The sequence below is a fragment of the Dielma fastidiosa genome (assembly GCF_003475485.1).
In the GTDB taxonomy this organism is placed as follows: Bacteria; Bacillota_I; Bacilli_A; order Erysipelotrichales; family Erysipelotrichaceae; genus Dielma; species Dielma fastidiosa.
This window is the reverse complement of record NZ_QRQL01000010.1, coordinates 78,726-104,472: the sequence shown is the minus strand read 5'-3', so window position 1 is coordinate 104,472 and position 25,747 is coordinate 78,726. Positions and strand designations below refer to the sequence as shown.

Genomic DNA, 25,747 nt, shown 5'->3' with positions numbered 1-25,747 from the left:
GAGGTGATCGTTATGAAAAATGGAAAACAAAGCTTCAGAATTATGACGAACACTCATCATTGCCAATGATTTCCATCGGTGTGTTTGTCTGACCTTCTGAGAAGGTCTTTTTTTTGATGGAAAGAAAGGAAACTATGAAATTATCACTCAATGAATACTTAAAAAATGCCGGCTTTACTGAGGCGATGCTGCAGACGCTGGACACGCTTGAGCTAATGGATGAGGCTTATTTAACTCATCTGTTTTATATGCATAAGGATGCTTTATTTCAGCATTTTGAGCAATATGATGAATTATTAAAATACCAGCTGTATTTAAAATTCTATACCCATTTATTCTATCAGCGCTATTTAAAAGCCAAAACAAATCAGGAAGCAGCTCTATGTCTTGATGGCTGCAAGGATCTGTATGAATGGGCAATACTTTGTCATCACTATTTTAATGTGTACGGCATTCTCCCGATGATGTGGATGTTTCTTGACCGCTTGATTGAAGGTAAAATCACGCGTCTGGGAAGGCTTGAATTTGAACCGAAAGCGATTGATTGTGAGATACAATTACCAGAAATTTATCTTCCTAAAAACAGCGTTTTACTGAATGTCCATGTGCCTGCCGGACCACGTTTGACAAGTGCGGATATAACTGACGCGTATCAGCAAGCGCTTCATTACTTTAATGGCATTGTCCCAATCTTTCATTGTTCCAGCTGGCTGCTCTCCCCTCAGCTAGATGAATGCCTTGATGAAAGCACTCGTATCATGCAGTTTAAAAAGGATTATTTAATCTATTCGCTTGAAGATAACGCTGATCAATTCATTGAACGGGTATGGCCCGACAGAGAAAATGAAGCCAGCGATTATGTGAATTATGAAGAAAATACAACACTTCAAAAAAATGCCAAGCTGCTTTTATTATCCGGCAGAATACTGCAGAAAGCTAACGGCATCTGTATCAAATACTATCATCCGGAAAGTGACAATGTGTGACACCAAGACAGCGCTGAGCTTTTTTAGTGTATAATAGGCGGTGAGAGGATGTGCTGTATGAAAAAAGCCCTTTATCGATTAGAAACCTATTATAAACAGAAAGCTACCGCCAGTGAGCGTGATGTTTTGGTTTACTTATTGAATCAAACACGCGAAGCTACGGCGATCGATATTCATACCTTGGCTAAAAAATGCTATTGTTCACCGGCTACGATTGTCCGTATCTGCAAAAAGAATGGCTTCAAGGGCTTTAAAGAACTGAAGCTTGCCCTGCTGAATGACCTTGATTTTTCCAGAGAGCTGGAACAGGCAAATATTCAAAACAGCAGCGGTCAAAATCTGCAGACAATCATTATCAACGCGCTGAATGAAAACATTCATGCCATTCAAAATACTTTCAGTCTGCTTGATTTTCAGGAATTAAATACCATTGTTGATCTGCTCTCAGCATGCCGTTATGTCTATCTGTTTGGTATCGGCGCCAGCTTTTTAGTTGCCCGTGATTTACAGCAAAAGCTTGAGCGTATTAACAAAAAAACAATTTTATATGAAGATATTCACTTACAGCTTGTTTCATCGACCAACATCGAACAGGGTGAAGTTGCCATTATTTTCTCCTACTCCGGCTTAACGAAGGAAATTATCGAAATGGCCCGCAATATCAAGCAGCGCGGCGGCATTATCATAGCGGTAACTAAATATGGCAGCAGCAAGCTGATCTCACTGAGTGATTATAATTTATATGTACCTCAGATTGAAGCGCCGCTGAGAATCAGTGCCGGATCAAGCCGTATTTCACAGCTGAGCGTAGTTGATATTCTCTATCAGGCATATCTTGCCAGTGTACACTCACAATCTATGGATAAGATTATCGCCACTAATAAATTACTTGAGAAAAAGGAAGAGGAATAGCACTGGTTCGCCAGTGTTTTTCTTCGCTTGAGATTGAAATTTTAACATTTATAGGCACAAGAAAATGCCAATATATGAAACAATGTTTCACATTATTTTTAATCTATTGCAAATGAAAGCGCTTTTGTTTATTGTGTAGTCATGGAGGTAATTCAATGATAGATTTAAGTAAAATGACAACTGAGCAGGTGAATCCCAACACCGTTCACCTGAGTGCCATGAGTATTCGCGAGGCCATCACAACAATGAATCAAGAAGACTACAATGCTGTAAAATGTATTGAAAGTCAGATTGACATGATTGAAAAGGTGATAACGATAACCAGTGATGCCCTTGAAAACGGCGGCCGAATTATTTATATCGGCGCAGGTACAAGCGGCCGTTTGGGACTTTTGGACGCGGTTGAATGCCCGCCTACCTTTGGGGTTGATTATAACACAGTGGTCGGTCTGATTGCCGGCGGTGACAACGCGTTTGTGAAAGCAGTAGAAGGCGCGGAGGATTCAAAGCAGTTTGCGGTTGATGACTTAAAAAAGATCGGCTTAAATGAAAAAGATGTCGTAATCGGTGTAGCTGCCAGCGGACGCACCCCTTATGTCATCGGCGGTCTTGAATATGCAGCAAGCATCAATGCCTTCACCTGCGGTCTGGTTTGTAACCGCAGCAGTGAAATTGAAGCAATGTGCGAGCATACGATTGTCGTTGAACCAGGGCCTGAAGTTTTAACCGGCTCTACCCGTTTAAAGGCCGGTACCGCAACCAAGCTGGTGCTGAATATGATTTCAACAATCAGCATGATCCGCATCGGCAAGGTCTACAACAATTATATGGTAGATGTGAAAATGTCAAACCAGAAGCTGATTACCAGAGGCATAAACATCATATGCTCGGTAACTGACTGCAGTCAAGAAACTGCGCAGGCAACCCTGGAAAAAGCAGATGGATCAGTGAAAACAGCAATTGTCATGGTGTTGCTTGATTGTGATAAGGACAGTGCTGAAAAAGCTTTATGCAAAGCAAAGGGACGTATTCAGGAAATCATGGATACAAAGGAGGATTAACATGACCAATCTTGAATTAGCCAAGCAGATCGTATCATTACTTGGCGGTAAAGAAAATGTTGTAAAGGCGGCTAACTGCATGACACGCCTGCGTGTGACTTGCAGAAATACAGAGCTTGTTGATAAGGATCAGATCAAAGCGCTTGAAGGTGTTTTGGGTCTTGTCAATGAGGGTGATTATTATCAGATTATCTTAGGGCCAGGCAAGGCTAAAAAAGTAACCGATATCTGTGTTGAAGAATTAGGCTTGCCAAGAGATGCGGTATCGACCGATTGGCAGGAAAACAAGGCTGAAATCAAAGGTCAGCAGAAACAAAGTAAATTAAAAGACGGCATGAAGCTGATTGCTGAAATCTTTATTCCATTGATTCCTGCTGTTATCGCAGCCGGCTTATTTAATGGCTTTGGTTCTTTGATCGGTCAATTAATGAGCGATGGTGTTATTGCCGGACAGGCATGGACAATGATTCAATTGTTATTCAGTCTGACAGGCGGCGCCTTCTTAAGCTACTTCGCAATCTATACTGGAATTCGTTCAGCTGAAGTATTCGGCGCTACCCCTGCTTTAGGCGGTATGATCGGTGCTATCAGCATTGGCGGCAATATTGTAGAAATCTCAAAAATGATCGGTTTATACAATGAAGCAATACCTCTTGAATCAATCCTAACCACTGGCAAAGGCGGTATCATCGGTGTCATTTTCGGTGTTTGGGTACTTTCCAAAATTGAAAAGAATATCCGTAAACGTGTACCTGATGTTTTAGATCTGATCGTTACACCATTTACAAGTTTATTAATCGGCGGTCTTTTATTTATCTTTATCATTATGCCGATTGCCGGTTTCATCAGTGATGGCTTAGTTTCTGTATTAACTATTATCATTAATTCCACAAACCCAGTCATCCGGGTAATCAGCGGCTTTGTCCTATCCGCTTTATTCCTGCCAATGGTATTGCTCGGTTTACACCATGGTTTAATTCCGATTTATGCTGTACAGCTTGAAACCTTTGGCGGTGTCTCTTTATTCCCAGTTCTGGCAATGGCCGGTGCGGGTCAGGTAGGAGCTGCAATCGCGATTTACTTAGTTGCTAAAAAAGTAAAAAACAGACGTTTACAAGGCGTTATCACCGGTGCGCTGCCGGCTGGCTTCTTAGGCGTTGGTGAGCCATTGATTTATGGTGTTACATTACCGATGGGCAAACCGTTTATCACAGCTGGATTAGGTGCTGGCTTTGGCGGTGCTTATGTAATGCTGACCCAAGTAATGGCTAACGCATGGGGACCAAGCGGTTTAGTTGCTATTCCGCTGATGCAGGGTACTTCCGGCATGATGAATTTCTTTATCGGTTTAGTAATTTCTTATATCGCAGGCTTCTGTATTACTAAAATTGTGATTAAGGATGAAGATGTTATAAATGTCTAAGCTTGGTTTCTCTGTTTATTGTTCAACATTTAAGGAAATTGAAACAAGACTTCCCTCTTATGCACAGGAGGGTTCTCTTGTTTTTACCTCTTTGCATATCGCGGAGGAAATGAATGCAGCCTATTTTGATGATGTTGAACATATGCTGAAGGCACTTAAAAAAATGGGCTTTCAGATTGTCTGCGACGTTTCCAGAAAAACTTTAGAAATGTTTAACTATACCGATATCCTTCAGTTTAAGAATGACTTTGGCATCGACGCGTTGAGAATTGATTATGGCTTCAGCTTTGAAGAATGTAAAGCGCTGGCTCAAACAACGGCTATCTGTCTGAATGCTTCTACAATCAGTGAAAAAGAATGTGAAGAATTGCTGGCAGTCAATCCTGATATTCTTTTTATCCATAATTTCTATCCGCGCCCGGAAACCGGTCTTGATGATGAAACCTTTGATGCCATGAACGCGATGCTGCTGGCACATCATGCCAAGATTATGGCTTTTATCAATGGGAATGAAGTGCTGCGCGGGCCGCTGTATGAGGGCTTGGTGACACTTGAAAAGCACCGTCATCAAAATCCTTATGTGAATTACCTTGATCTATGTTTAAATCATGGCATTGAAAATATTTTAGTCGGTGATTCACTGATTGATTCAATTAGCTTTGAGCGGATTTCCAAATTTAACAGCGAGGGAATCATTTCATTGCCCTGCCATCTGCATCATGGTTATGAACAATATTACAATCAGACCTTCACCATCCGTTCAGACAGTCCAAAGGGATTAAAAAGACTCGCGGAATCACGAGGCTATGCCGCTGCCGGTGAAAAAATTAAGCCGGATAACTGTATTTACCGCAAGCGCGGGTCTATTGTCATGGACAATGAACGCTATCAGCGTTATTCCGGTGAAATCATGATCCCTATTGATGACTATCCGCAGGATGATCGGGTTAATGTAATCGGTGAGCTTCATGAAGATTATATGGCTTTGCTTGATTGTATTAAAAACGGCAGTAAAATTATGTTTGTTAAATAAAACGTTCTAACCCGGAACGTTTTTTCTATCTTAATAAAAGCTGCAATCAGGTGTAATTAATGCCGCGGCGGCCGCTAACCCGCACTTAACAAGAGCATCACGCACATAATCAAGGACATGGCAGTAACAGTCTGCCAATGCTTCAGCAAATTGCTGAGCATCCTTTTCCTGCAGTGCCTCAATCGCCAGCCAGCTTCGTGAGGCAAGTGTCTGCTCGCTTGCCGGGCCCTGAGCGAAGAATGAATAATAATAGCCCCAATGCAGCAGCTGACTCACCTGCCGCAGTATTTCTTTTAAAGGCTGCAGCGGCTGATGGGCAATGACACATTCGCTAATCAAAGCCAAGGGTATCGCTCTCCCTTGCTTCACTTGCTGACTCAATGCTGCCTTTGTCTTCGCGTCAATCTGATCCCATGCGAGTCTGGCCGCCGGTTTAATCAAGATTGCCATGAGCTGCAGACCGCTCAGATAAAGCAGAGTATCACGGCGATACGTGTGATGCTGCATACAGCGATAAGTATCTGCCGTGTCTTGAAGAATCACCTTAGTTCCCTTCACATTCATCGTTTTCGCAAAACCTAATTCATTGAGCACTTTTAAAGCACTGCGGATCGTGGCGACTGAAACGCCGTAGAGCTTGGCCAGTTCTGCTTCCGGCGGCAGATAGTTATTTTCCTTATAATATCCAGTACCGATCTTATCAATCAAATCACGGACGATGCTTGTATAATACTGATCACGGCCGCGGTTGGCAGACCATTGATAGAGCTTAGTCTGACCTTGATGTTCATCATTTTCAATCTTTAAATCGATCATCGAGTCATTAATAGCGGCCGCCACTGAATCAAACATTGTTTGACTGCGTTCAATGATTACTGCCTGATCCTTCTTTGCAATCGGCGCTAATACCCAGCCGATATTATGAAATGCGTTATGCTTAAGAATGTAATCTAAAAAATGCGGCTGATTACGAAAAAAAGTAATATAAGTAAATATTTCCAAGCTGGCAAATAAATCACGTGATAAAAGATTATGCGAACGATCCAGCAGCCGATAGAATTCATATGAACATATCTGAGTCCGTGCCTCGATGGATTTATTTTTAAGCCTTGTCAATTTGTATATCAGTGCTTTTAAATCCTCATCATCATAAAACTGCACCGAAAAAGCCAGCAGCCGCGGTATCACAACAGCCAGTGTCTGATAAACCTCGCGGATATTATCCTGATTCGCTAAAATGGTATGCACGGCAGTTTCCTGATGCAGGGGATCGTTTTGACAATAAATCACAACTGCGGCTTTACGTTCCTCACTGACGATATACCCTTCATTTTTTAAACGGCTTAAAACATCGCGGACGGTACGGATGCCAACATGATAAAATTCACATAACTGGCTCATTGAAGGCAGCTTGGTTCCATAAGGACGCTGTCCGGATATGATTTGTTCACGCAGATGATGATATACATAATCATGCAGTGTCTGTTTTTCATGCATTGCTATCCCCTCTTTCAGCCTGTCATTATACTGTTAATCAGCTTAAAAATCAATTACTATATGCTTATGTACACAGATTTAATCTTGTTTGAAGGTCATAATGCTGATAGTATAAATTGGGAGTTGTTGATATGAATAATTGGAAATCACCGGTTCAAAAATATGTATTAACTTCAATCATCAGTTTAACATTACTCACAGCTGCCTTATTTTTGTTGATTTATCTTATGAATTGGCAATCCTTACCCATGATGCTGCTGATTGCTTATGTTAGCTGTATACTTATTAACCAAATGATCTTTAGTATCCTGTTTAAATACGCACACCAAAAACAGCTTGAGAAATATACGATCACTGATACTTTGACCGGCGGTCTGAATGAAACCGGCTTTGCCATGGCTTATAAGCATGCGGCAGCAGCGATTCAGCCAGACAGCTGTGCGGTCATTTTCATTCATATGCAGAATTTCAGACTGATTAATGAAAATTTCAGCATAAATACCGGCAATGAAATACTGAAACAAATCAGTCATGGTTTGAATCAGACAATCAGCGATGATGAATTTACAGCGCGTGTTAACGGTGATCAATTCTATTTATTCTTTCATGAAGGAAATCAGGCGCTTATTCATGCCAGATTACATCATCTTACTAAAACCCTCTTATCAATGATGCCCGCTTATATCCAATCTTATATTAAACTTGAAATCGGGGTCTGCGTAATTGACGATCCAGCGCTGCCCGTTGAGATCATACAGGCCCGAGCCCATGCCGCCTGTAAATTTAATCAAGGTGCAGAATGTGCCTTTTATGATGCCGTGATATTGAAACAGATGAACCATGAACAGGAATTGAATCTGCTTTTTGATAAAGCTATCAAGAACCATGATTTTCTCGTTTATCTGCAGCCCAAAATCAATCTGGCAAAGCAGCAGCTTGGCGGTGCGGAAGCGCTCATACGTTGGCAAATACCTCAAGCGGGACTGCTCTCCCCCGCTGAATTCATGCCGCTGTTTGAACGTAATGGCAAAATTCGTCAATTGGATTTATATATGTTTGAACAGGTTTGTATCATAATGAGGAAATGGATTCTTCAGGGGAAAGAGCTGATTCCCATTTCCGTTAACCTGTCCAGGCAGCATTTTTATGAAACTGATTTCTTGTACACATTTGACGCAATAGCCGAAAAATATCAGATACCCGTAATTTTCTTGAATTTGAATTAACAGAATCAATCTTTTTGAATCCGGATCAAATACATCTTGTCAAAAACGGTATCTTAAAGATGCATGAGCTTGGGTTCAAATGCTCTTTAGATGATTTTGGTTCAGGCTACTCTTCCTTAGGTTTATTAAAAGAATTCGAAGTTGATGCTTTAAAGCTTGACCGAATCTTTTTCTTGGATATAGAAAATAAGAAAGCTAAAGATGTCATTGGCTGTCTGATTGATCTTGCAAAAAAACTTCATGTTGCAATTGTTGCGGAAGGCATTGAAGACATTCAGCAGGCAGACTATCTGAAGCAGCTTCACTGTGATTTCATACAGGGATATGTATATTCTAAACCCCTTCCCGTTGATGAATTTGAACAGTGGGCAAGTGCCTGGCAGGCAAACCATGCGGCCAGTGAAGTACATATTGATTAAACATTTAATAAAGAATATTTCGTTAATAAAAGCTCCCTTGTCATTCCATGAGGGAGCAATTTCTATTTAGCAAGAAAAAAAATCGGACTTCTAATTACTTAGAAATCCGATATTTCTTTACATGGCGCCTAAAACAGGACTCGAACCTGTGACCGTTCGGTTAACAGCCGAATGCTCTACCTACTGAGCTATTTAGGCAACTTGCTTAATTATAATAGCATAGTCCATGTTTTGTTTCAAGAGCTTTTTAAATTTTCTTTATGTCGATGAAATAACTTCCGCTTCCGGATGCTGAGCCAGGTTAACAACCCATTTTTCCTTTCGTACCAGATGAGTCGATACACATAGTTTCAGCAGGTCTGTCGACTGGCCGATCAGATACATCCAGAAGATATTGAGATTTGTGAAATAGGCCAGAATTGCCAATAAAGGGATATTCACAAGCCACATAAAACAGCTGTCTGTAATCAAGGTGTTTTTCGTATCGCCGCCGGCTCTTAAGATAAAATAGTTTTGACAATTCATCGTATAGATCCAGAAACAGAAAGATTGAATGATTATCTGCATGCGGGCTACATTGAGCGCTTCTTCACTGATTGAGTAAAGCTTAGGCACTAAAAACGCTGAACCAAACATCAGGACGCTGACAGCCAAAGCAATAGAAGTAGCGGTACCGACCATCTTGTAGCCGTTGACTCTCGCCTCCTTGAGCTTATTTGCCCCCAGCCGCTGCGATACCATGACGGTGGTAGCAATTGCCATGCCTTGAAAAAGCGTAAAAAACAAATCGGTGGTTGTATTAGCCACAGAGTAGCCTGACAGTACCTCAGGGCCGCGCGTGCCGTACAGCTTAAAGATCGTAGCCATTCCAGATGCCCAAAGCACTTCATTTAATGCCAGCGGGGCTGCCTTGATTGCGATGCGCTTCGCCAATGCGCCGCTGATATGAAACAGCTCTTTAATTTTAGTCGTGAAATCAAAATCGAAATGATAAACAATGAATAACAGCAATGACATTTCAACTAAACGAGCGATTAATGTCGCGATGGCCGCTCCCACAACGCCCAGCATCGGAAAACCAAAATTACCGAAAATCAGGCAGTAATTTAAAAAGGTATTCGTAAATACGGTTGCGATGCTGACATAAAGCGGCAGCCTTGATTCACCGACTGACCGCAGGGCGCCGGTAATCGCCAATGACAGGCCGGTCGGCAGAAAAGAGAAACAGGCCATTTTCACATAATCTAGCCCCAGCGCAATAACCTCTGGTTCATTAGTGAAGAAGCCAACGATTTGCTCAGGAAACACGTAGGCTAGCATGAAGATCGGCAGCGTAATCGCATAAGCGGAAAGAATGGAAAAGCGGAAAGACTGCTGCATATGCTCCTTATCCCGCGCGCCGAAAAACTGAGCGATAAAAATACCCGCCGCGGTAATCATGCCATTGGTACCAAACATCCCAATCATATAGAATCGGTTAACCGCCGCGACACCGCCGATGGCCGCATCACCCAGCTGTCCCACCATCAAATTATCTACCAAATTGATCGATGTGGTAATCAGGCTTTGCAGCATTAAGGGAACAGCGACAATCAGCACTTCTTTGTAGAAATGCCGGTCACCAAAATATTTTGTCATAAATTTTTTCATAAACCACCTCTGCAATACCGTTAATATATCGTAAAGCCTTCCGAAAGGCAAGATGTTTTACTTCCCTTTATGTTAAGAAAGCATGAATTCGTAGTATAATAGAACCAAAGGAAGAAGGGATAAATTGGAAACTAAAATCAAGAGCACAGCTATTTTTAACGGTAAAGTCATTCGTGTCACAAAGGATGAGGTAAAGACCGATAACGGTATAACGGCAGTTCGGGAATGTGTTTATGCCAACGGCGGTGTAGCGATTCTGGCCTTTATTGAAAAGAAGCTGCTGCTGGTCAAGCAATATCGCTATGTTGTCGGTGAGGAAACTATTGAAATTCCAGCCGGCAAGATTGAATTAGGCGAAGATCTTAAGCTTTGCGCGTTAAGAGAGCTGGAAGAAGAAACTGGCTATGGGGCTAAACAAATTAAAAAAATAATCTCTTTTTATCCTACACCTGGCTTCTGCGGAGAAGAACTGCATATCTTTTTAGCCCAGCAATTATATAAGCTGCCGCATCCTAAAGCGATGGATGAAGATGAATGCATTGAAGTCATGCTGATTGATCCTAATGAAGCCTATCAAATGATTCAGCAGGGAATCATTAAAGACAGCAAAACAATTATTGCCATTCAGCAGGCATTGCTGGAACAATGGAAGGGAGAGGCATCATGCTGAAAGATTTAATTATAAAGAATCGAAGCTATCGGCGGTTTGATCCAACGGTACATGTGACAATGGATGAACTAAGTGAAATGTGTGAGGCGGCAAGACTGTCAGGATATGGAATGAATATTCAGTCAACCAAGTATATTCTGATTAACGATTCCAAGACTTGTAAATTGATTACTGAAAATTGTGTCTGGGCCGGCTATCTTACCGATTGGCAGGGACCGGCGGAAAATGAACAGCCGAGTGCTTATATCATGCTTTTATTTGATAAAACCTTAAAGAAACAAAGTCAGCACAGTGAGGGCATCGCAGCACAGTCCATCCTATTAACGGCGGTTGAGATGGGTTATGGCGGCTGTATTATCGGCAGCTGTAAACGTCAGGCGCTGATGGAAGCTCTGGCAATTGATGCTGAACGCTATGAGATTGCTTTTGTGATTGCCCTTGGCAAGCCGGCTGAAACAGTCATACTTGAAGAAAGTGCTGATGATATCAAATATTATCGGGATGAAAATGGCTGTCATCATGTACCAAAGCGGCCGCTGAATGAATTAATTATCAGAAAGATAGGTGAATAGAATGTTTTTTAAGAAACAGATCAAGCGATTGAAAAAAGCTGGCAGTGTGCTTGCTTTAGGCGGTGCGGTTTATTGTGCCTATCATGTGGGCTGCCATGTGACAAAGGCTAAATTAAAAACATCTAATGAAAGAAAGCTTAATTTCCAGCATGAACGTACAGTGATTCCTGCCGTGCTTTCCATGCCGGTCAATATGAAACGGCTGCGCACATATCCTTATGTGCTGATTCTTACCGATGCTGATTATCCGCAGGAAAACAGCCGTAAAATTGCTGAGGCTCTGGCTTCTAAAGGCATTATCAGTCTGCGTTATCCATTAACAGCCGATCTCAGTGACGAACAGCGCTTAGATATTGCCCAATCGGCCATGCGGCAGCTTAAATACTTACTGCATGTCAATCAGAAACAGATGGGTGTAATCGGTATCGGCAAAGGCTGCCGGGAAGCGATGGCTGTAAGCGGCAAACACGCTCCCCTTGCCCGCTGCTTATGGAATCTGGATATAGCTGAACCGACGGCTTTAAGTGAGGGTTCCCTGCTATGCGTTAATGCGAGTGAAGATAGTGCTGACAGCCGCAATCATGCTAAAACGCTTGTCAATTCAAGTCATGATGCCGCTTATCTGCTGATTAAAGACAGCCGTCAGCTGCTGGCAGGCAAGGGTTTAGATGATGCTGTCCTGCATACTTGCGCGTTCATGAAACGGCATTTAATATAAACTGATTTTTTTTAGATTTTTTTAATTTTATTGTTGACAATCATAAATCTCCATGGTAATATATACAAGCATTCGATGAGTATGGGCCTGTAGCTCAGGTGGTTAGAGCGCACCCCTGATAAGGGTGAGGTCGTTGGTTCGAGTCCATTCAGGCCCACCATCGAATTTAATATACATGGGGTTTTAGCTCAGCTGGGAGAGCGCCTGCCTTGCACGCAGGAGGTCAACGGTTCGATCCCGTTAAGCTCCACCAATTAAAAGATAAACACTTGTTCGCAAGTGTTTTTTTATATACTAAAAAAGTTTGCTTGCATTGCGCAGAAACAGACAGGCAGAAAGATTTTGACTTTGTTATAATGATGAAGAAAGGAAGCAAAAAATGAGTACATTATCCGCAATTGAAAACGCCGTGTGCTATATTGAGGATCATTTGGCAGATGCCTTGTCAATCAGTGATCTGGCAAAACAGAGCGGTTATTCTGAATTTTATTTCCAACGCTTATTTTCAGCTGTCTGTGAAGTTTCACTCGGTGAATATATCCGCTGCCGCCGCATGAGCATCGCAGCCGCAGAGCTATTAAACAGTGATCTTCGAATTACTGAGCTGGCTTATAAATACGGTTATGAAACACCGGAAAGCTTTACGAAGGCATTTCACCGTTTTCACGGCGCGTCCCCCTCTGAAATCAGACAGCAAAAACAGCCTGCCAAACGCTTTGCGCGAATCATTGTCAGCCATAGCACCGCACCGCTTGCATTTCATGTCAGCAAACGTCAGCTGCCTGGCTTCACACTTATTGGCACAAGCTGCCGTTTTCCGATTTCAGAATCCATCTACCGTGATGATATCCCTCAATTTTGGAAGCAATGCCAAAAGGATCAGACGCTTCAAACGCTGATCGATTCAAGCGCCGATGCCCTCTTCAAAGGAATTGCTGCCTGCTGCTTAGCAGCCGATCAGAGTCATTTAAATTATCTGATAGGCACCGCCAGTAATACTTGCCCCATTCATTCAGCAAGCATTGAAATCCCAGCGTGTACCTGGCTTTGTTTTAAGGGCAGCGGCCGGCTTCCGCAAGTGATCCAGCAAGCGTGGCATCAAATATATACCGATTATTTTCCAGCCAGCAATTTTGAGCCGCTGGGCAATTACGATTTAGAAATCTACCCTGATAAGCAAATGGATCAATCCGCTTATCCCTTTGAAATATGGGTAGCAATTAAAGAAAGCAGGAACATATAAAATGAAAAAACCTTTTTGTACATTATTTATGCTGATGTCAGCCGATGGTAAAATATGCACCGGTGATAATGACCATCTTGACGTAGATCGTGATTTTCCTAAAGTTAAAGGGGTTCGTGAAGGTCTGCATCAGTATTATGAAATCGAACAATGTCAGGATCTCTGGTCACTGAATACCGGGCGGGTAATGGCGAAAATCGGCATGAATGAAGCAGCGCTGGATCTTGCCAAGACACCGGTGTCCTTCGTCATCATTGATAATCAGCCGCATCTGAACGCCCATGGCGTCAAGGCCTTATGCCAAAAACTGAAACAGCTGATCCTTGTCACAACCAATCCCAAGCACCCAGCCTATGATTTATCCATCAGCAATCTGCATATTATTTCACAGCCAGTCCTCGATCTGCCGAAGTTAATGGATTGCTTAGCTGTCAATTATCAGATTGAACGCATTACGATTCAATCCGGCGGTACTTTGAACGGTTTATTCTTAAGAGAACATTTGCTGGATCAGATTGATCTGGTCATCGCCCCGGTTTTAGTCGGCGGCAAGAATGTCGCAACCTTGATTGACGGTGAAGCCATTCATGATCCCGAGCAATTGGATCAGCTTGGCGTGCTGAAGCTTGAAGCCTGCACCGTACTTGAAGATTCATATCTCAGATTGCAATATAAAGTAATTCATGAATCATGATGCAAAAAATAAAATACCCCTTTTCTTTTTTACGATTAGTGCTATAATTGTAAAAGTAATGGGGTTTTAGCTCAGATGGTAGAGCGCCTGGTTCGCAATCAGGAGGTCAGGGGTTCGATCCCCCTAAGCTCCACCATTATACAAATAAGCGCCTGTTTATGGGCGTTTTTTTATTATGCAAAAAGCCGGCGAACCAGCTTTATTCATAACTCAATTCCTTAAAGTAATTCAGCGTACCCGCGAAAATCAGATTAGCCACCTTATCTTGATAATCTGCTTGCGAAAGCTGTTCCCTTTCCTGAGCATTGGAGAGAAAACCGCACTCAATTAATACTGCGGGAATCCGGGAATTATTCAATAAATAATAATCACCCGGTTTAGGCGACATCCGGCTGTCAATCGCTAAAAATTGTACCTGAATACAGCTTGCCAATAATTCACTGGATAAGCTATCCTTTGGATAAAAGGTCTGCGCTCCTTTCACTGAAGAATCACTATAACTATTCAGATGGATGCTAAGCAGCAAATCATTCTTTTCATCATTGATAATATCAATACGGTTCTTCATATCCTCACGCTTATGATTGGCTGCTGTTGGCGAGGAGAGATCATTTTCATCCTTACGTGTTAATACAACCGTAGCCCCCGCGTCTTCAAACAGCGCCTGCAGCTTTGTGACAATAGCCATATTAATGGCTTTTTCAGTAACCCCCTCAGCCATCGCCCCCTCATCCTTACCGCCATGACCGGCATCCAAAACAATCACCGCTCCTGATAACGGTGCGTAAATCACATCCTGAACGGCCGCAACAAAATGCTCACTGATAAAAAAGCAAGCCGCAGCCACCACGCAGATGATTAATAGTTTCATTTGTTTCATAAGCTTCACCCTGCTTTACTATATGAATACACCCAAATAAAAAGACCGTCAGACGGTCTATAATTTACGTTTATAATAGTTATATGAGAGAATATAACCCGCTAATAACACGCTCATATTCAACAACAATAACTGAATCAGACGTTCATCAATCATGATACTGCCAATCAGGGCTGTCACATAAAATGAGATAATCATTATCAATGCTGCACTGCGGAAAGCACGGCTGCTGATTTCCATATTGCGTTCATCAGAATTATTCAAACGGGCCGCTTTCAGCTTCTCCTCACTGCTTAAGGTCATCTGTGTCTTAATAATCAGCACAACCCCAGCCAAAATTAAACCAGTCCCCATGCCCGCAAATGTACCATGCAGATGCTCATTGAATTCAATGCCATTAGCTGATGCGAAATAAGTGATTGCCAAGGTAATGACACCAACCATAATTATCAGCACATAATAAATACGTTTCTTAGCCAACTCCTGACGATACTCCTCATTCGTCACTGCTTTTGTGGCACATAAGATTCCTTTCATAGATTTTCCTCCTTTAAATCAAAGATAAAGATTTCCTCGATCGTTACACCAAAAAATTGAGCTAGTTTATGTGCAAGGATCAGCGATGCTTTATATTTGCCATTTTCCAGCGATATAATTGTCTGACGGGTCACATTAACCGCATCAGCCAACTCACTCTGTGTTACCTTCTTTGCTTTACGCAATTCCTGTATTCGTGTCTGCAAGCAATCACACCCTTTCAAGTATAGTTAACTTTACATTGATAGTATAGTTTACTTTACATAAAATGTCAAGTGTACTATACAAAAAAAACTGCTACTGCAGTTCTTTTAAATAATCGATCAAGTCATGCCAATGCTTAATATGCAGGCATTCCCTATCCGTTTGCTCCCATTTTTCACTGGCACCGGTATACCAAATCGGCATTAGCCCGGCATTACGGCTGCCATCGACATCGTTGATTAAGCTGTCACCCGCATACCATACATCATCCGCCTGTAAATCAGCCTTCATCAGCAGCAGCTCATAGATATGCCGATTGGGTTTACGGAATAAATAGTCCTTTGTCGATAAGATAAATTCAAAATGATGATTTGGCAGAATGCGGTTGATACGGCTGCTCAGTGCCTTCTGTCCATACGCATTATTACTTAAAACCGCGGTTCTGATGCCATTATCATGAAGATATGCCAGCAATTCCTCAATCCCCGGTGCCGCTTTCCCCCAGGCAGCGCTGTCCCAGAAAATCAATTCAGCTTCTTCATAGGAAATTGACAATTCAATACCCTGTGATTCATACAAAAATGCCTGAAAAGCTAAATTACTGATCTCACCATAATCACCGAAGTCAAGACCCGGTTTAAAATTACCGAGTTCTTTTTTTAATTGTGCCGATATGCTTTGAATTTCTTCAGGTGTTTTATTGAACTTATTAACCGCCGCATATTTCATAACCTCGGCAGTCCCCCTGACAAAATCTACCGGATGCTCATCAATAATTGTCTGCCCATAATCAAATGCTATCATAACTGGTTTTTTCATCGTATCGCTCCCTATTAGTAATCAATATGTATCACTATTGATTTTATCATATTTATTCATCATTTAAAGGATGAACAATCATTTAATTTCCTATATAATAAAAAATCCTCTATGATAAATCATAAAGGACTTTACTTAACCTTGCTGACCGTTTGCCTGCCGTTCCATATTTTCTATTACGACATCATAAATCTCACCTAAAGACGCCGCATATTCAAGCACCTGCCATGGCTCATTGGTATGAAAATGAATTTTGATTAATTCATCATCACCTACCGCCAGCAGACAATCACCTTTAAAATGTTCCGTTATATAATCATTAATTGCATCTTCTGAAAGATTTTTTCCTTCGATTAAAAGCTGAGTATCAAATTTAAATTCAAGCATATTATTCCTCACTTTCGCTGTATTTATTATGGCACACCTAAATCAGAAAAACAACAATCCGCCTTTAAGACAACAATGAAATCATAATCTGATTAAACTGCTCCGCATCACTCCATTGCGGAAAGTGACAGCTTTTTTCAAAAAGATAAAGCTGCTTCAAACTTGTCAGCTGATTATAAAAATCAACGGCCAGCCCACTGTCAACATGATGATCATGTTTTCCTTCTATCAATACAATTTTTACTTGCAGTTCATGGATATCCTTAAAGCTTACTGACATTAATTCAGGCCATAAGGCTTGAATGCTTTGCAGGGAACCCTTTTGCCGATTGATCAGATCCTTTAAACAATAAGAACTTGAAAAAATGAAATCCTTGATCATCGGATTATAGCTTTGATGACCATAATAGGACCCTTTATACTTTACCACCGTTTTAGTGACCAGCATTAAATCATTAAACCAATTTGTTCCCTGATATGATGGATCAACCGTTGTCAATCGCTTTCTCGTTTTAGGGTCTGCAGCCTGCATCGCATATTCCCATGCCCGCTTTGAGCCTTCGGCCATATCAATTACCTGACCGCAGCCGACATAACATTGCAGAAGATGCGGAACCATAAGAGCGATCTTCATCCCCAGTACACTGCCCCATGAATGGCCTACAAGGGTCAGCTTCTTTTGCTGATAACGTTTTAGCAGATATTCAATCAGGAGTTGAAGATCTTCCACATAGGTGTCAATCGTTACTGCTTCAGTAAACGGATAATAAGACTTACCAGCTCCCCGCTGTTCCCAGACAACCAGTGTATAATGTTCAGCAAGCACACCATTGTATTTCAGCACTAAAGGCAAGGCCGCATCACCCGGGCCGCCGTGAACATACAGCAGCAGCGGATTGCCCGCATGCTTTGCACGTACTGCGATAAATTGTTTAACCCCGTTAATTTCAATCATTTCATTCACATTAATTTCCATAACCTTCTCCATTTTCCTGTCCAGCCGTCAGCTGATTGATAAATTTTATTATTAATTCATTAAAATAAGGCGCATTATCATAATTTGAATTATGGCCGGCATCTGGGATAATGCAAAGTTGATAACCTGTTGCCTGACTCCACATCTGATTATATTTTGGCACATAGCCAACCTGATCATGATCACCAAGACAAAGCAGAACCGGACATTGAAATTTTACCTCATCATATTTTTTAAAATCACGGTAGACACTGCGTACTGCCTTCAGCATATCCGCCTTTCCCAAGCGCAGCAATGATTCATAGAAAGCTTCTCTGGCTGTTTTATGCAAAGCCGCATTATTTGCGCTCAGCCGGCAATAGCAGCGATAAGGCAGCAAGGCCGCAAAAGCATCATAATGATCAGTCCAAAAAGTTTCTGAACGCTTATAATAATGACTGCCAAGCGGCGTAGAATCGATAGCGATAAAGCCCTTAAGAAGATGAGGGTATAAGTGTGCAAACACCTGAACCGCATAACCGCCCGCTGACTGACCAGCCATAACTAGTGAATCAATCCCTTCCTGATCAAGAATTTGTTTCATATCCTGGGCAGCATGAATAAATGAAAAATCATTATACGGCCGTGATTCGCCATGCAGCGGCATATCCCATGTGATAATGCGTATATCATTCAATGCGTCAAGCTGCAGATCAAATAATGAATGATCAGCTGTTAAGCCATGTGTCAGCATCAATGTTGTTTTATAAACCGAAGGCTGATTCAGCCAGTAATAGACACGGCCGCGGCCAGTATCAATATATTTTTTTATCATAGGGCCCCTCGTAATTGTTAGCTCTATTGTATCATAATATCGCAATCATCGTTCACTTGGTTGATTTTATATCGGTAATTCACTACAATAAAGAGTATAGAAAGCGGGGCTGAAAAATGAAAAAAATCCTGATTATTGATGATGATGTCTATATTGGCGATCTGCTTCAGGAGCTGCTTAGCCGCAATAATTATCAGATTTACCGCTGTTACTCAGGAACCGAAGCCCTATTATTCTTAGATACTATGACACCTGATCTGATTCTGCTTGATCTGATGCTGCCGGGTATGTCAGGGGAGGCTGTCCTGGCTAAGATCAAAGCCATTCCCGTAATTGTATTGAGCGCCAAAGCGGATATTAATGATAAGGTAGAATTATTATATCTGGGGGCCGCTGATTACATGACAAAACCCTTTGATACCCGCGAGCTGTTAGCCCGCGTTGCAGTTCAGCTAAGAAATGAACCGCCTGGCCCTAACGCGGCCTTGGTTTTTAAGGATTTGACGCTTGATCCGCATACCTATCAGGTGCATATAAGAAATCAGCCGGTGCGCTTAACCAAAACCGAATATGCAATCTTAAAGCTTTTGATGACCCACCCATCTCAGGTCAATTCCAAATCAACAATTTTAGATCGGATTGGCGAAGAGAATGACTGCATGGAAAGCTCCTTAAAGGTACATATCAGCAATCTTAGAAGAAAGCTGCGTGAGTTCAGCAATGAGGAATACATTGAAGCAGTTTGGGGAATTGGTTTTAAAATGAAAGAAGATTAGATTCTTTACTAAATCTTAACCCTTTTCTTTACCGCCTGCTTAACTTCTCTTTGATAAACTGTACCGTGTAAAGAAAAGGAGTGAATTATATGGACACTATTTTAACGACAGAGTCATTGTCCAAGCATTATGGAAAATTTAAAGCTCTGGATAATGTCTCAATGCATATTCCTAAGGGTGCCATTTATGGCTTTGTCGGCAGAAACGGGGCTGGTAAAACAACGCTGATCCGTTTAATCTGCGGTTTACAGGAGCCAGACAGCGGCACTTACACGATTTATGGCACCGCTAATGACGATAAAGCGATCAGCAAGCAGCGGGCACGTATGGGAGCGGTTATTGAAACACCCTCTATTTATATGGAAATGAGTGCTGAGGAAAACTTGAAACAGCAGGCCCGCATTCTTGGTCTTCCTTCTTTTGATGGTATTGATGAACTATTAAAATTAATTGGTCTCGAACAGACGGGAAATAAAAAAGCAAAACATTTCTCATTGGGCATGCGTCAGCGTTTAGGTATCGGCATCGCATTAGTCAATGATCCTGATTTTTTAGTGCTTGATGAGCCAACCAATGGACTTGATCCGCAAGGCATCATACAAATCAGAGAACTGATCTTAAAGCTGAATCAAAACCGCCAGATCACCCTTTTGATTTCTTCGCATATCCTTGATGAATTATCTAAATTAGCAACCCATTTTGGTTTTATTGACAATGGCCGCATCGTTAAGGAAATCAGTGCTGAACAGCTTGAAATGATGTCACGGCAATGCCTGCGGCTTGAGGTTGATAATATTCAGGCATTAATTAGGGTGTTAGACAGCATGAAGCTGAATTATAAGCTGATTAACGAAAATACGGCGGAAATCTATGGCAAGCCATCAATTACCCATCTGATTCAGGAACTTGCGGATCAGCATTGTGAGGTACAATCCATTCAGGAACAGGATGAAAGCTTAGAAAGCTATTTCATTAATCTTGTAGGAGGGTCGCATGAATAAATTACTAAATGCCGATTTACACCGCATGATTAAAAACCGCTGTTTCCAGGTTTGTCTGACATTCATGTGTCTGCTGGGACTGCTCATACCGTTTATGCAGTTTAGAAATATGCAGGCCTATGGCACATCTGCTGTATTGGAAAGTACCTTTTTTGCCTATCCGCTGTTTGTCAATATTCTGCTTGCTGTATTCTGCTCGCTGTTTACCGGCACTGAATATAGTGATGGAACAATCCGCAATAAACTGATTATCGGACACAGCCGCTCAGCGATTTATCTGTCTAATCTGATTGTCTGCTTATTTTGCGGCCTGATAATGTGTCTTGGCTTTATTATTTGTTACTGCCTGGCAGGCATCCCTTTGCTTGGTTTCTTTACCGTTGATCTTAGAATCATACTGATTTTGATTTTCTGTTCAATCCTGTGTGCCGCGGCCAGCAGTGCCTGCTGCGTGATGGTTGCCATGCTTTGTCAAAATAAAGCGCTGAGCGCGATTATCTGTGTATTGGGAGCCTTTGTGTTATTGATTGGCGCCACCTATGTACACAGTCAGCTGAATCAGCCTGAAACCTATGCAACTTATGAGCTCACTAACAATGGCGATGAACCAGGTGTAAGCAAAACAGTGCCTAATCCACGCTATCTGACAGGCGCAAAGCGAACCGTCTATGAATTTATTTATGATTTTGTACCCCCATGTCAGGCAGTTCAGCTGGCAAATATGGGCGTCGCTCATCCATGGCGGCTGCCGCTATACTCGCTGACGATCCTGATTACAACCACGCTGGCAGGTATCGGCCTGCTTAAAAAGAAAGACATTAATTAAACTATGGAAATCGTAACCGTAAGCCTGTTTGGCATCCTCATTCTGATAATCATATACCTGCTGATCCGCCTGACTTTAATACGAAAGGGAGCGGATGAAATCAAGCAGGCTTTTCATGAACGGCTGAATCAGGATACCAATACCTTGATTACGATTTCCACCCATGATGCGCATATGCGTCAGCTGGCAGCCGATATTAACACGGAGCTGAAACAGCTTCGCAGGCTGAGACATCATTATGAACAGGGAGATCTGCAGCTTAAAGCGGCAGTGACAAACATTTCTCATGATCTGCGTACACCCTTAACTGCCATGTGCGGCTATCTCGATCTGCTTGAACAAGCTGAAATGAGTGAGGAAGATAAACGGATGCTGGCAATCATCAAAGGCCGCTGTGATGTTCTAAAGCAGCTGATTGAAGAGCTGTTTGCTTATACCTCAGGTACGGCGCTGTTAATCACTCATCCCCAGCTTGAAGCCGTAAATCTCAATCGCTTCTTAGAGGAATGTTTAGCTTCCTATTACGCGGCATTCAAAAAGCGTCAAATAACGCCAAAGATTACCATCACCAAGCAGCCAATTACCCGCTGCCTCGATAAACAAGCACTCAGCCGTGTTATTGAAAATATTCTTGGCAATGCTTTAAAATACAGCAGCGGTGATTTACTAATCAGCCTGTCAGATAACGGCGTGATCAGTTTCACCAATCATACCGAAATCTTGGATGCGGTTATGATCAATCAGCTCTTTGACCGCTTTTATACAGTACAAACCGGCGGTGATTCAATGGGATTAGGTCTATCCATCGCAAAAGAACTGGTAAAACAGATGCAAGGTACGATTGACGCTGTCTGTGAAAAACAAATGTTAACGATTCGTATTCAGTTTCCAGTATAACCAAAAGGGCAGTCCAAGCTGCCTTTTTTAATATTCATCGCTTCAGCCGGCTTATTATCAAGCCAGCTGTTCTTTATTATATTCGCTTACCAACCACGGCTGCCGCCGCCACCGCTGCCGCCGCCGCTTGAGCCGCCCGATGAAAAACCACCGTCACCGCCTGAATAACCAAAATCATTCGATGAATCAAAGCTGCTATGGGCTCTGGCTTTGGAAGCAAGCTCAATTTCTTTTTCAATGTCATGAACTATAAAATCGAAATCCTTTGCTGACCAAGCTTCTTCACCAACATACCAAGTCGGCGGCGGAATGGTCAGATCTTTAAATTTATTGATCCAAATCTTACTAACATGCAACACCTGCGCATAAGGAAGCACATGATAATAGTATTCCGGATCTTCCTCTAACAGCATTTCTAATCGGTCTTTTTCGGCTGCTTTAATAAACTCCTTAAAACCAAGCAAAGGAACTAATAATTCATTGCGATACTCACTATTTTTATGAATGCCGCTGGCAATAATCAAAAGAGCCATGCAGCTAAACAGACTAATCAGAAGCTCTATACTCAGCGATACTTCTGTTATCAAAATACAAATATAAATCAGCAGCAGTCCCATCAGGAAACCAAAACCAAGATATACCTTATTATTACGGCCTTCCTTTTGCCTGAAATACATTGTGAGCATTCTATTCGCAGCCAAAAGCATCGGCACAAGCATTACACATAAGATAACCAAATTAAAGCTATCTCGATATATTTCATAATTATTTAAAAGCAGAAAGATAAGCAAAGGTAAAAGTGAAAGATTTATAAACAGCTTACGCATAACATCAGCACTCTTTAATGTCAGCGATTTATCTCTTGTATACTTTCTCTCAATGCTCTTTTTCGCATCTCTCAGATCATAATAAAAAGCTCTGAGCATGGCATGGCTAACAAAGCCATCACTACTATATCGAAACATCGCATTAAATAGGCGCTGTTCATAGTCAGCCATCAATGAATCGGCATTTTTGATTTTTTCAAAGCTGCATTCCCCGTCAATAAAGTGGATTTTTAAATATCCGCGGTCTGCCCAGTTAAAAATCAATGAAGTAACATCACTGTCACTGAGCTTGAGATCGATGACATAACCCGCTTCCGCACTGTTCATTCCCTTCGGCGGATAGAAGTTCACTGGTATCGTCAGCGATTTCTTTCGATATACAAGAAAGCGCAGCGCGCATACAATCATCACTAATAAACCGCCTAAACCCGCTGCCAGCCTTGGATAAAAGCCTGAATCACGCTGATAATCGGCAGCATTGATCGGCAGAGTGAGCTTAAAAATTTCCGCAGCTTCAATCGGCTGGGTTGTCTCAAGCATGATTGTATTATCCGCTTGGGTTATCTGATAGCGATCCGTATTTGTAGCGGCGTCATACCGCTGCAGATAGACATTAAGTTCAGGAATGCTCGGCATGGTCAGAGTAAGGGTGAAATGTTTAATCTGTGTATCCTCATCAGGATCATTCAATACAAAGGATATATCTTGATCCAATAAATAATATGGATGTATGATATAGCTTACCACAACGCTGCCTTGTTCCTTCTCAGGCTGAAGTCTGAACGCATTGCCAGAAACTCTCACCTCGCCGTCACCAACAGCTTCAAAATCATCAATGCGATAATTTGAAGCATCCCAGCCGGCACTGATAAAAGGAATTGAAATACCGAGATAACGGTTCTCAGTTTGATAATCAATGGTCTGCGTAACATGCAGATCCTGGTTCTTATCGATTTCAATCTGACAGTCACTGTTTTCTAAAACATAAGGATATGGATACGAAGGCGCTGATGAAAAAACACCTTCCGTAAAACGCATCTGCACAGTGACACCAACCTTAGCGGGAAGCGTATCATCGGCCTCGATCATCAGCCGGTCATCCGCCATCATCTCATTGACATAATTGTTCCATGTACTGCCGCGAGTGCCAGAGGTTACCTTATAATTGATCAATTCATCAGCAAACGGGAAAATGACCTCCGCATGAAAATGTTTAATTTCAGCATCATAATCCGTGCCCAAAACATTCACATAAGCATAATCATATTCATGATCATAATCCTGATAATGCGTCAGCGTATATTCCAGGGTAATTTCCTGTATACCGCTTACTGTCACATCTGGATCACCAATACGAACAACCGCATTTTCATGCTCTTCCGATACTGAAAAAGGCATGCCGGATACATCAATATTCTTGATTCGAACCTTTTCCGTATCACTCTTTAACGGAATATTACGGATAATCCCATGCATTTCATTTTCAAAATCGACAACCATCGTTTCAGTCACATGATATTCTCTTTTATCATTGATTTCTACCTTTACATTCAAATCTTCATAAACATAACCAACATCTTCTGCCAGTATTTCATGCCCTGAAAGCAAAACCAAAATCATGGTTAAAACCATAATGATCCCACGCTGTATTTTTTTCATCGCAATCCCCTTTGATGTTTTCATCATAATTAAAGATGATTCTATCATAAGAGTTTCGTCATGCTTTTTCAAGCCATTAGGCAATAAAAGCCAGCTAATGACAAGATTCAGCTCAAGAAAAAGGACAGGCGAACCTGTCCATAAACATTAAGCGATACTCGCTTGATAAATTGAATCAATAGAAGTCTTAAGCAGCTGATCAAATTCAGCCGGTGTCTGGTTAACGTTTAAGCCCTGTGACAAAGCTCTTGAGAAGCTGGCAATCAGTCCTGGATTACGGGAAAGCCTTTCATTTGCTTCATCACGGCTGTAACCGCCGGACAAGGCAACAACCCGTACAACATGCTGATCCTCCATAAGATCAGAATAGAAACCGTCAGCACTTGGGATAGAGAGCTTAAACATCACTCTGACATCATCCTCTAACAGTGATAAATGACGCTTAATTTCACGTTTCAAAATTGCTTCGCTCTTTTCCTTATCAGCAGCAAAAATATCAACCTCAGGTTCAAGAATCGGTACAAAGCCTGCCGCATAAATACGCAGTCCTACTTCGAATTGCTGATCCACGATAGCCTTGATTCCTTCTTCATCAGCCTGTTTAATCACTGAACGCATTTTAGTACCGAAGATATGCCTTTCTTTGGCACGCTTCAGCAAATCATCAAGATCAGGAATCGGCTTCATCAGCTGAACACCATGGGCCAGCTCAGCAAGCCCCTTATCCACCTTCAGAATCGGCAGGATTCCTTTCTTAAGCCATAAATAATCCGCCGTGTATTCACCCTCTACTTTTCGATCCATCGTATTTTCAAATAAAATTGCCGCAAGGATATGCTCAGAAGTAAAAGCCGGACTTGTCATGATTCGAGTCCGCATTTCATGAACTAAATCAAACATTTCATCATCATTATGATACTGTGATTCATCGATACCATACAATTTCAGTGCCTTAGGGGTACTGCCGCCGCTTTGATCAAGCGCCGCGATAAATCCCTTGCCCGTGTGCATACGTACTAATTGTTCATTCATCATCGATG

General features: G+C 41.9%; 27 protein-coding genes and 4 tRNA genes. 19 read left to right on the top strand and 12 right to left on the bottom strand.

Features of this window, described 5'->3' with window-relative positions:
- Positions 1-116: 116 nt before the first annotated feature.
- The 5 genes from DWZ33_RS15895 (at position 117) to DWZ33_RS15875 (ending at position 5,415) form a co-directional block, all read left to right on the top strand.
- On the top strand, positions 117-986 hold the full coding sequence (locus DWZ33_RS15895; protein WP_118455830.1) for a hypothetical protein: 870 nt from the start codon (positions 117-119) through the stop codon (positions 984-986).
- Positions 987-1,043: 57 nt separating this feature from the next.
- Complete coding sequence (locus DWZ33_RS15890) at positions 1,044-1,898, top strand: MurR/RpiR family transcriptional regulator (RefSeq protein WP_022936435.1); 855 nt, start codon at positions 1,044-1,046, stop codon at positions 1,896-1,898.
- A gap of 155 nt (positions 1,899-2,053) precedes the next feature.
- On the top strand, positions 2,054-2,959 hold the full coding sequence (gene murQ / locus DWZ33_RS15885) for an N-acetylmuramic acid 6-phosphate etherase (RefSeq protein ID WP_022936434.1): 906 nt from the start codon (positions 2,054-2,056) through the stop codon (positions 2,957-2,959).
- A gap of 1 nt (position 2,960) precedes the next feature.
- Positions 2,961-4,382 carry a PTS transporter subunit EIIC gene (locus tag DWZ33_RS15880; protein WP_022936433.1) on the top strand — a complete coding sequence of 474 codons (1,422 nt, stop codon included), beginning with the start codon at positions 2,961-2,963 and terminating at the stop codon, positions 4,380-4,382.
- Complete coding sequence (locus tag DWZ33_RS15875; RefSeq protein WP_022936432.1) at positions 4,375-5,415, top strand: MupG family TIM beta-alpha barrel fold protein; 1,041 nt, start codon at positions 4,375-4,377, stop codon at positions 5,413-5,415. The genes DWZ33_RS15880 and DWZ33_RS15875 overlap by 8 nt, the downstream gene beginning before the upstream one ends.
- A 30-nt stretch (positions 5,416-5,445) precedes the next feature.
- Here DWZ33_RS15875 and DWZ33_RS15870 read toward each other — a convergent pair whose 3' ends face one another.
- A complete protein-coding gene (locus tag DWZ33_RS15870) occupies positions 5,446-6,912 on the bottom strand; it encodes a GntR family transcriptional regulator (RefSeq protein ID WP_118455828.1) in 1,467 nt (488 codons plus the stop codon).
- Between the two features lie 131 nt (positions 6,913-7,043).
- Between DWZ33_RS15870 and DWZ33_RS18465 the strand changes: the two genes are divergently transcribed.
- Positions 7,044-8,138, top strand: a complete 1,095-nt coding sequence (locus DWZ33_RS18465; protein WP_118455826.1) for a GGDEF domain-containing phosphodiesterase — start codon at positions 7,044-7,046, stop codon at positions 8,136-8,138.
- A gap of 14 nt (positions 8,139-8,152) precedes the next feature.
- A complete protein-coding gene (locus DWZ33_RS18460; protein WP_182425778.1) occupies positions 8,153-8,557 on the top strand; it encodes an EAL domain-containing protein in 405 nt (134 codons plus the stop codon).
- Positions 8,558-8,679: 122 nt separating this feature from the next.
- Here DWZ33_RS18460 and DWZ33_RS15855 read toward each other — a convergent pair.
- Both DWZ33_RS15855 and DWZ33_RS15850 read right to left on the bottom strand, forming a co-directional pair.
- A tRNA-Asn gene (locus tag DWZ33_RS15855) sits at positions 8,680-8,755 on the bottom strand.
- Between the two features lie 60 nt (positions 8,756-8,815).
- Positions 8,816-10,207: an MATE family efflux transporter gene (locus tag DWZ33_RS15850; protein ID WP_118455822.1), complete on the bottom strand. Its 1,392-nt coding sequence runs from the start codon at positions 10,205-10,207 to the stop codon at positions 8,816-8,818.
- 124 nt (positions 10,208-10,331) lie between these two features.
- On the opposite strand from DWZ33_RS15850, the gene DWZ33_RS15845 reads away from it, so the two are divergent.
- The 8 genes from DWZ33_RS15845 to DWZ33_RS15810 all read left to right on the top strand — a co-directional run bounded on the left by DWZ33_RS15845 (position 10,332) and on the right by DWZ33_RS15810 (position 14,240).
- Positions 10,332-10,877 (top strand): NUDIX hydrolase, encoded by a 546-nt coding sequence (locus DWZ33_RS15845; protein WP_118455820.1) that lies wholly within the window; start codon positions 10,332-10,334, stop codon positions 10,875-10,877.
- Positions 10,871-11,449: a nitroreductase family protein gene (locus DWZ33_RS15840; RefSeq protein ID WP_118455818.1), complete on the top strand. Its 579-nt coding sequence runs from the start codon at positions 10,871-10,873 to the stop codon at positions 11,447-11,449. Before DWZ33_RS15845 ends, DWZ33_RS15840 begins: the two co-directional genes overlap by 7 nt.
- 1 nt (position 11,450) lies before the next feature.
- Positions 11,451-12,167, top strand: coding sequence for a hypothetical protein (locus tag DWZ33_RS15835; RefSeq protein ID WP_118455816.1), 717 nt, complete (start codon positions 11,451-11,453; stop codon positions 12,165-12,167).
- An 83-nt stretch (positions 12,168-12,250) separates the two neighbouring features.
- Positions 12,251-12,327, top strand: a tRNA-Ile gene (locus DWZ33_RS15830).
- Positions 12,328-12,344: 17 nt separating this feature from the next.
- Positions 12,345-12,420: transfer RNA gene (locus DWZ33_RS15825), tRNA-Ala, on the top strand.
- Positions 12,421-12,546: 126 nt separating this feature from the next.
- The gene (locus tag DWZ33_RS15820) at positions 12,547-13,410 is read left to right on the top strand and encodes an AraC family transcriptional regulator (RefSeq protein WP_118455814.1); all 864 of its coding nucleotides are present in this window, start codon (positions 12,547-12,549) and stop codon (positions 13,408-13,410) included.
- A 1-nt stretch (position 13,411) separates the two neighbouring features.
- Positions 13,412-14,104 carry a dihydrofolate reductase family protein gene (locus DWZ33_RS15815; RefSeq protein ID WP_118455812.1) on the top strand — a complete coding sequence of 231 codons (693 nt, stop codon included), beginning with the start codon at positions 13,412-13,414 and terminating at the stop codon, positions 14,102-14,104.
- Positions 14,105-14,164: 60 nt separating this feature from the next.
- Positions 14,165-14,240: transfer RNA gene (locus DWZ33_RS15810), tRNA-Ala, on the top strand.
- 63 nt (positions 14,241-14,303) lie between these two features.
- Here DWZ33_RS15810 and DWZ33_RS15805 read toward each other — a convergent pair.
- From DWZ33_RS15805 to DWZ33_RS15775, 7 genes are all read right to left on the bottom strand, one after another.
- Positions 14,304-14,984, bottom strand: coding sequence for an N-acetylmuramoyl-L-alanine amidase (locus tag DWZ33_RS15805; protein WP_022936423.1), 681 nt, complete (start codon positions 14,982-14,984; stop codon positions 14,304-14,306).
- 57 nt (positions 14,985-15,041) lie between these two features.
- The gene (locus DWZ33_RS15800; RefSeq protein ID WP_022936422.1) at positions 15,042-15,521 is read right to left on the bottom strand and encodes a hypothetical protein; all 480 of its coding nucleotides are present in this window, start codon (positions 15,519-15,521) and stop codon (positions 15,042-15,044) included.
- Complete coding sequence (locus DWZ33_RS15795) at positions 15,518-15,727, bottom strand: helix-turn-helix transcriptional regulator (RefSeq protein WP_022936421.1); 210 nt, start codon at positions 15,725-15,727, stop codon at positions 15,518-15,520. The genes DWZ33_RS15800 and DWZ33_RS15795 overlap by 4 nt, the downstream gene beginning before the upstream one ends.
- Before the next feature lie 91 nt (positions 15,728-15,818).
- Positions 15,819-16,544: an HAD family hydrolase gene (locus DWZ33_RS15790; RefSeq protein ID WP_118455811.1), complete on the bottom strand. Its 726-nt coding sequence runs from the start codon at positions 16,542-16,544 to the stop codon at positions 15,819-15,821.
- Positions 16,545-16,679: 135 nt separating this feature from the next.
- Positions 16,680-16,931, bottom strand: a complete 252-nt coding sequence (locus DWZ33_RS15785; protein ID WP_022936419.1) for a hypothetical protein — start codon at positions 16,929-16,931, stop codon at positions 16,680-16,682.
- A gap of 64 nt (positions 16,932-16,995) precedes the next feature.
- Positions 16,996-17,907, bottom strand: coding sequence for an alpha/beta fold hydrolase (locus DWZ33_RS15780; protein ID WP_118455809.1), 912 nt, complete (start codon positions 17,905-17,907; stop codon positions 16,996-16,998).
- Positions 17,897-18,721: an alpha/beta fold hydrolase gene (locus tag DWZ33_RS15775; RefSeq protein WP_118455807.1), complete on the bottom strand. Its 825-nt coding sequence runs from the start codon at positions 18,719-18,721 to the stop codon at positions 17,897-17,899. Before DWZ33_RS15775 ends, DWZ33_RS15780 begins: the two co-directional genes overlap by 11 nt.
- A 116-nt stretch (positions 18,722-18,837) precedes the next feature.
- Between DWZ33_RS15775 and DWZ33_RS15770 the strand changes: the two genes are divergently transcribed.
- The 4 genes from DWZ33_RS15770 to DWZ33_RS15755 all read left to right on the top strand — a co-directional run bounded on the left by DWZ33_RS15770 (position 18,838) and on the right by DWZ33_RS15755 (position 22,221).
- A complete protein-coding gene (locus tag DWZ33_RS15770; RefSeq protein ID WP_118455805.1) occupies positions 18,838-19,497 on the top strand; it encodes a response regulator transcription factor in 660 nt (219 codons plus the stop codon).
- A gap of 89 nt (positions 19,498-19,586) precedes the next feature.
- Positions 19,587-20,498 carry an ABC transporter ATP-binding protein gene (locus DWZ33_RS15765; RefSeq protein WP_118455803.1) on the top strand — a complete coding sequence of 304 codons (912 nt, stop codon included), beginning with the start codon at positions 19,587-19,589 and terminating at the stop codon, positions 20,496-20,498.
- The gene (locus DWZ33_RS15760) at positions 20,491-21,324 is read left to right on the top strand and encodes an ABC transporter permease (RefSeq protein ID WP_118455801.1); all 834 of its coding nucleotides are present in this window, start codon (positions 20,491-20,493) and stop codon (positions 21,322-21,324) included. The genes DWZ33_RS15765 and DWZ33_RS15760 overlap by 8 nt, the downstream gene beginning before the upstream one ends.
- A 3-nt stretch (positions 21,325-21,327) precedes the next feature.
- Positions 21,328-22,221 carry a sensor histidine kinase gene (locus DWZ33_RS15755; protein WP_118455799.1) on the top strand — a complete coding sequence of 298 codons (894 nt, stop codon included), beginning with the start codon at positions 21,328-21,330 and terminating at the stop codon, positions 22,219-22,221.
- A gap of 86 nt (positions 22,222-22,307) precedes the next feature.
- Here the strand turns inward: DWZ33_RS15755 and DWZ33_RS15750 are convergent, their stop codons facing one another.
- On the bottom strand, positions 22,308-24,707 hold the full coding sequence (locus DWZ33_RS15750; RefSeq protein WP_182425776.1) for a DUF2207 domain-containing protein: 2,400 nt from the start codon (positions 24,705-24,707) through the stop codon (positions 22,308-22,310).
- 147 nt (positions 24,708-24,854) lie between these two features.
- Complete coding sequence (locus DWZ33_RS15745) at positions 24,855-25,739, bottom strand: fructose bisphosphate aldolase (protein WP_476728658.1); 885 nt, start codon at positions 25,737-25,739, stop codon at positions 24,855-24,857.
- Positions 25,740-25,747 lie beyond the last annotated feature (8 nt).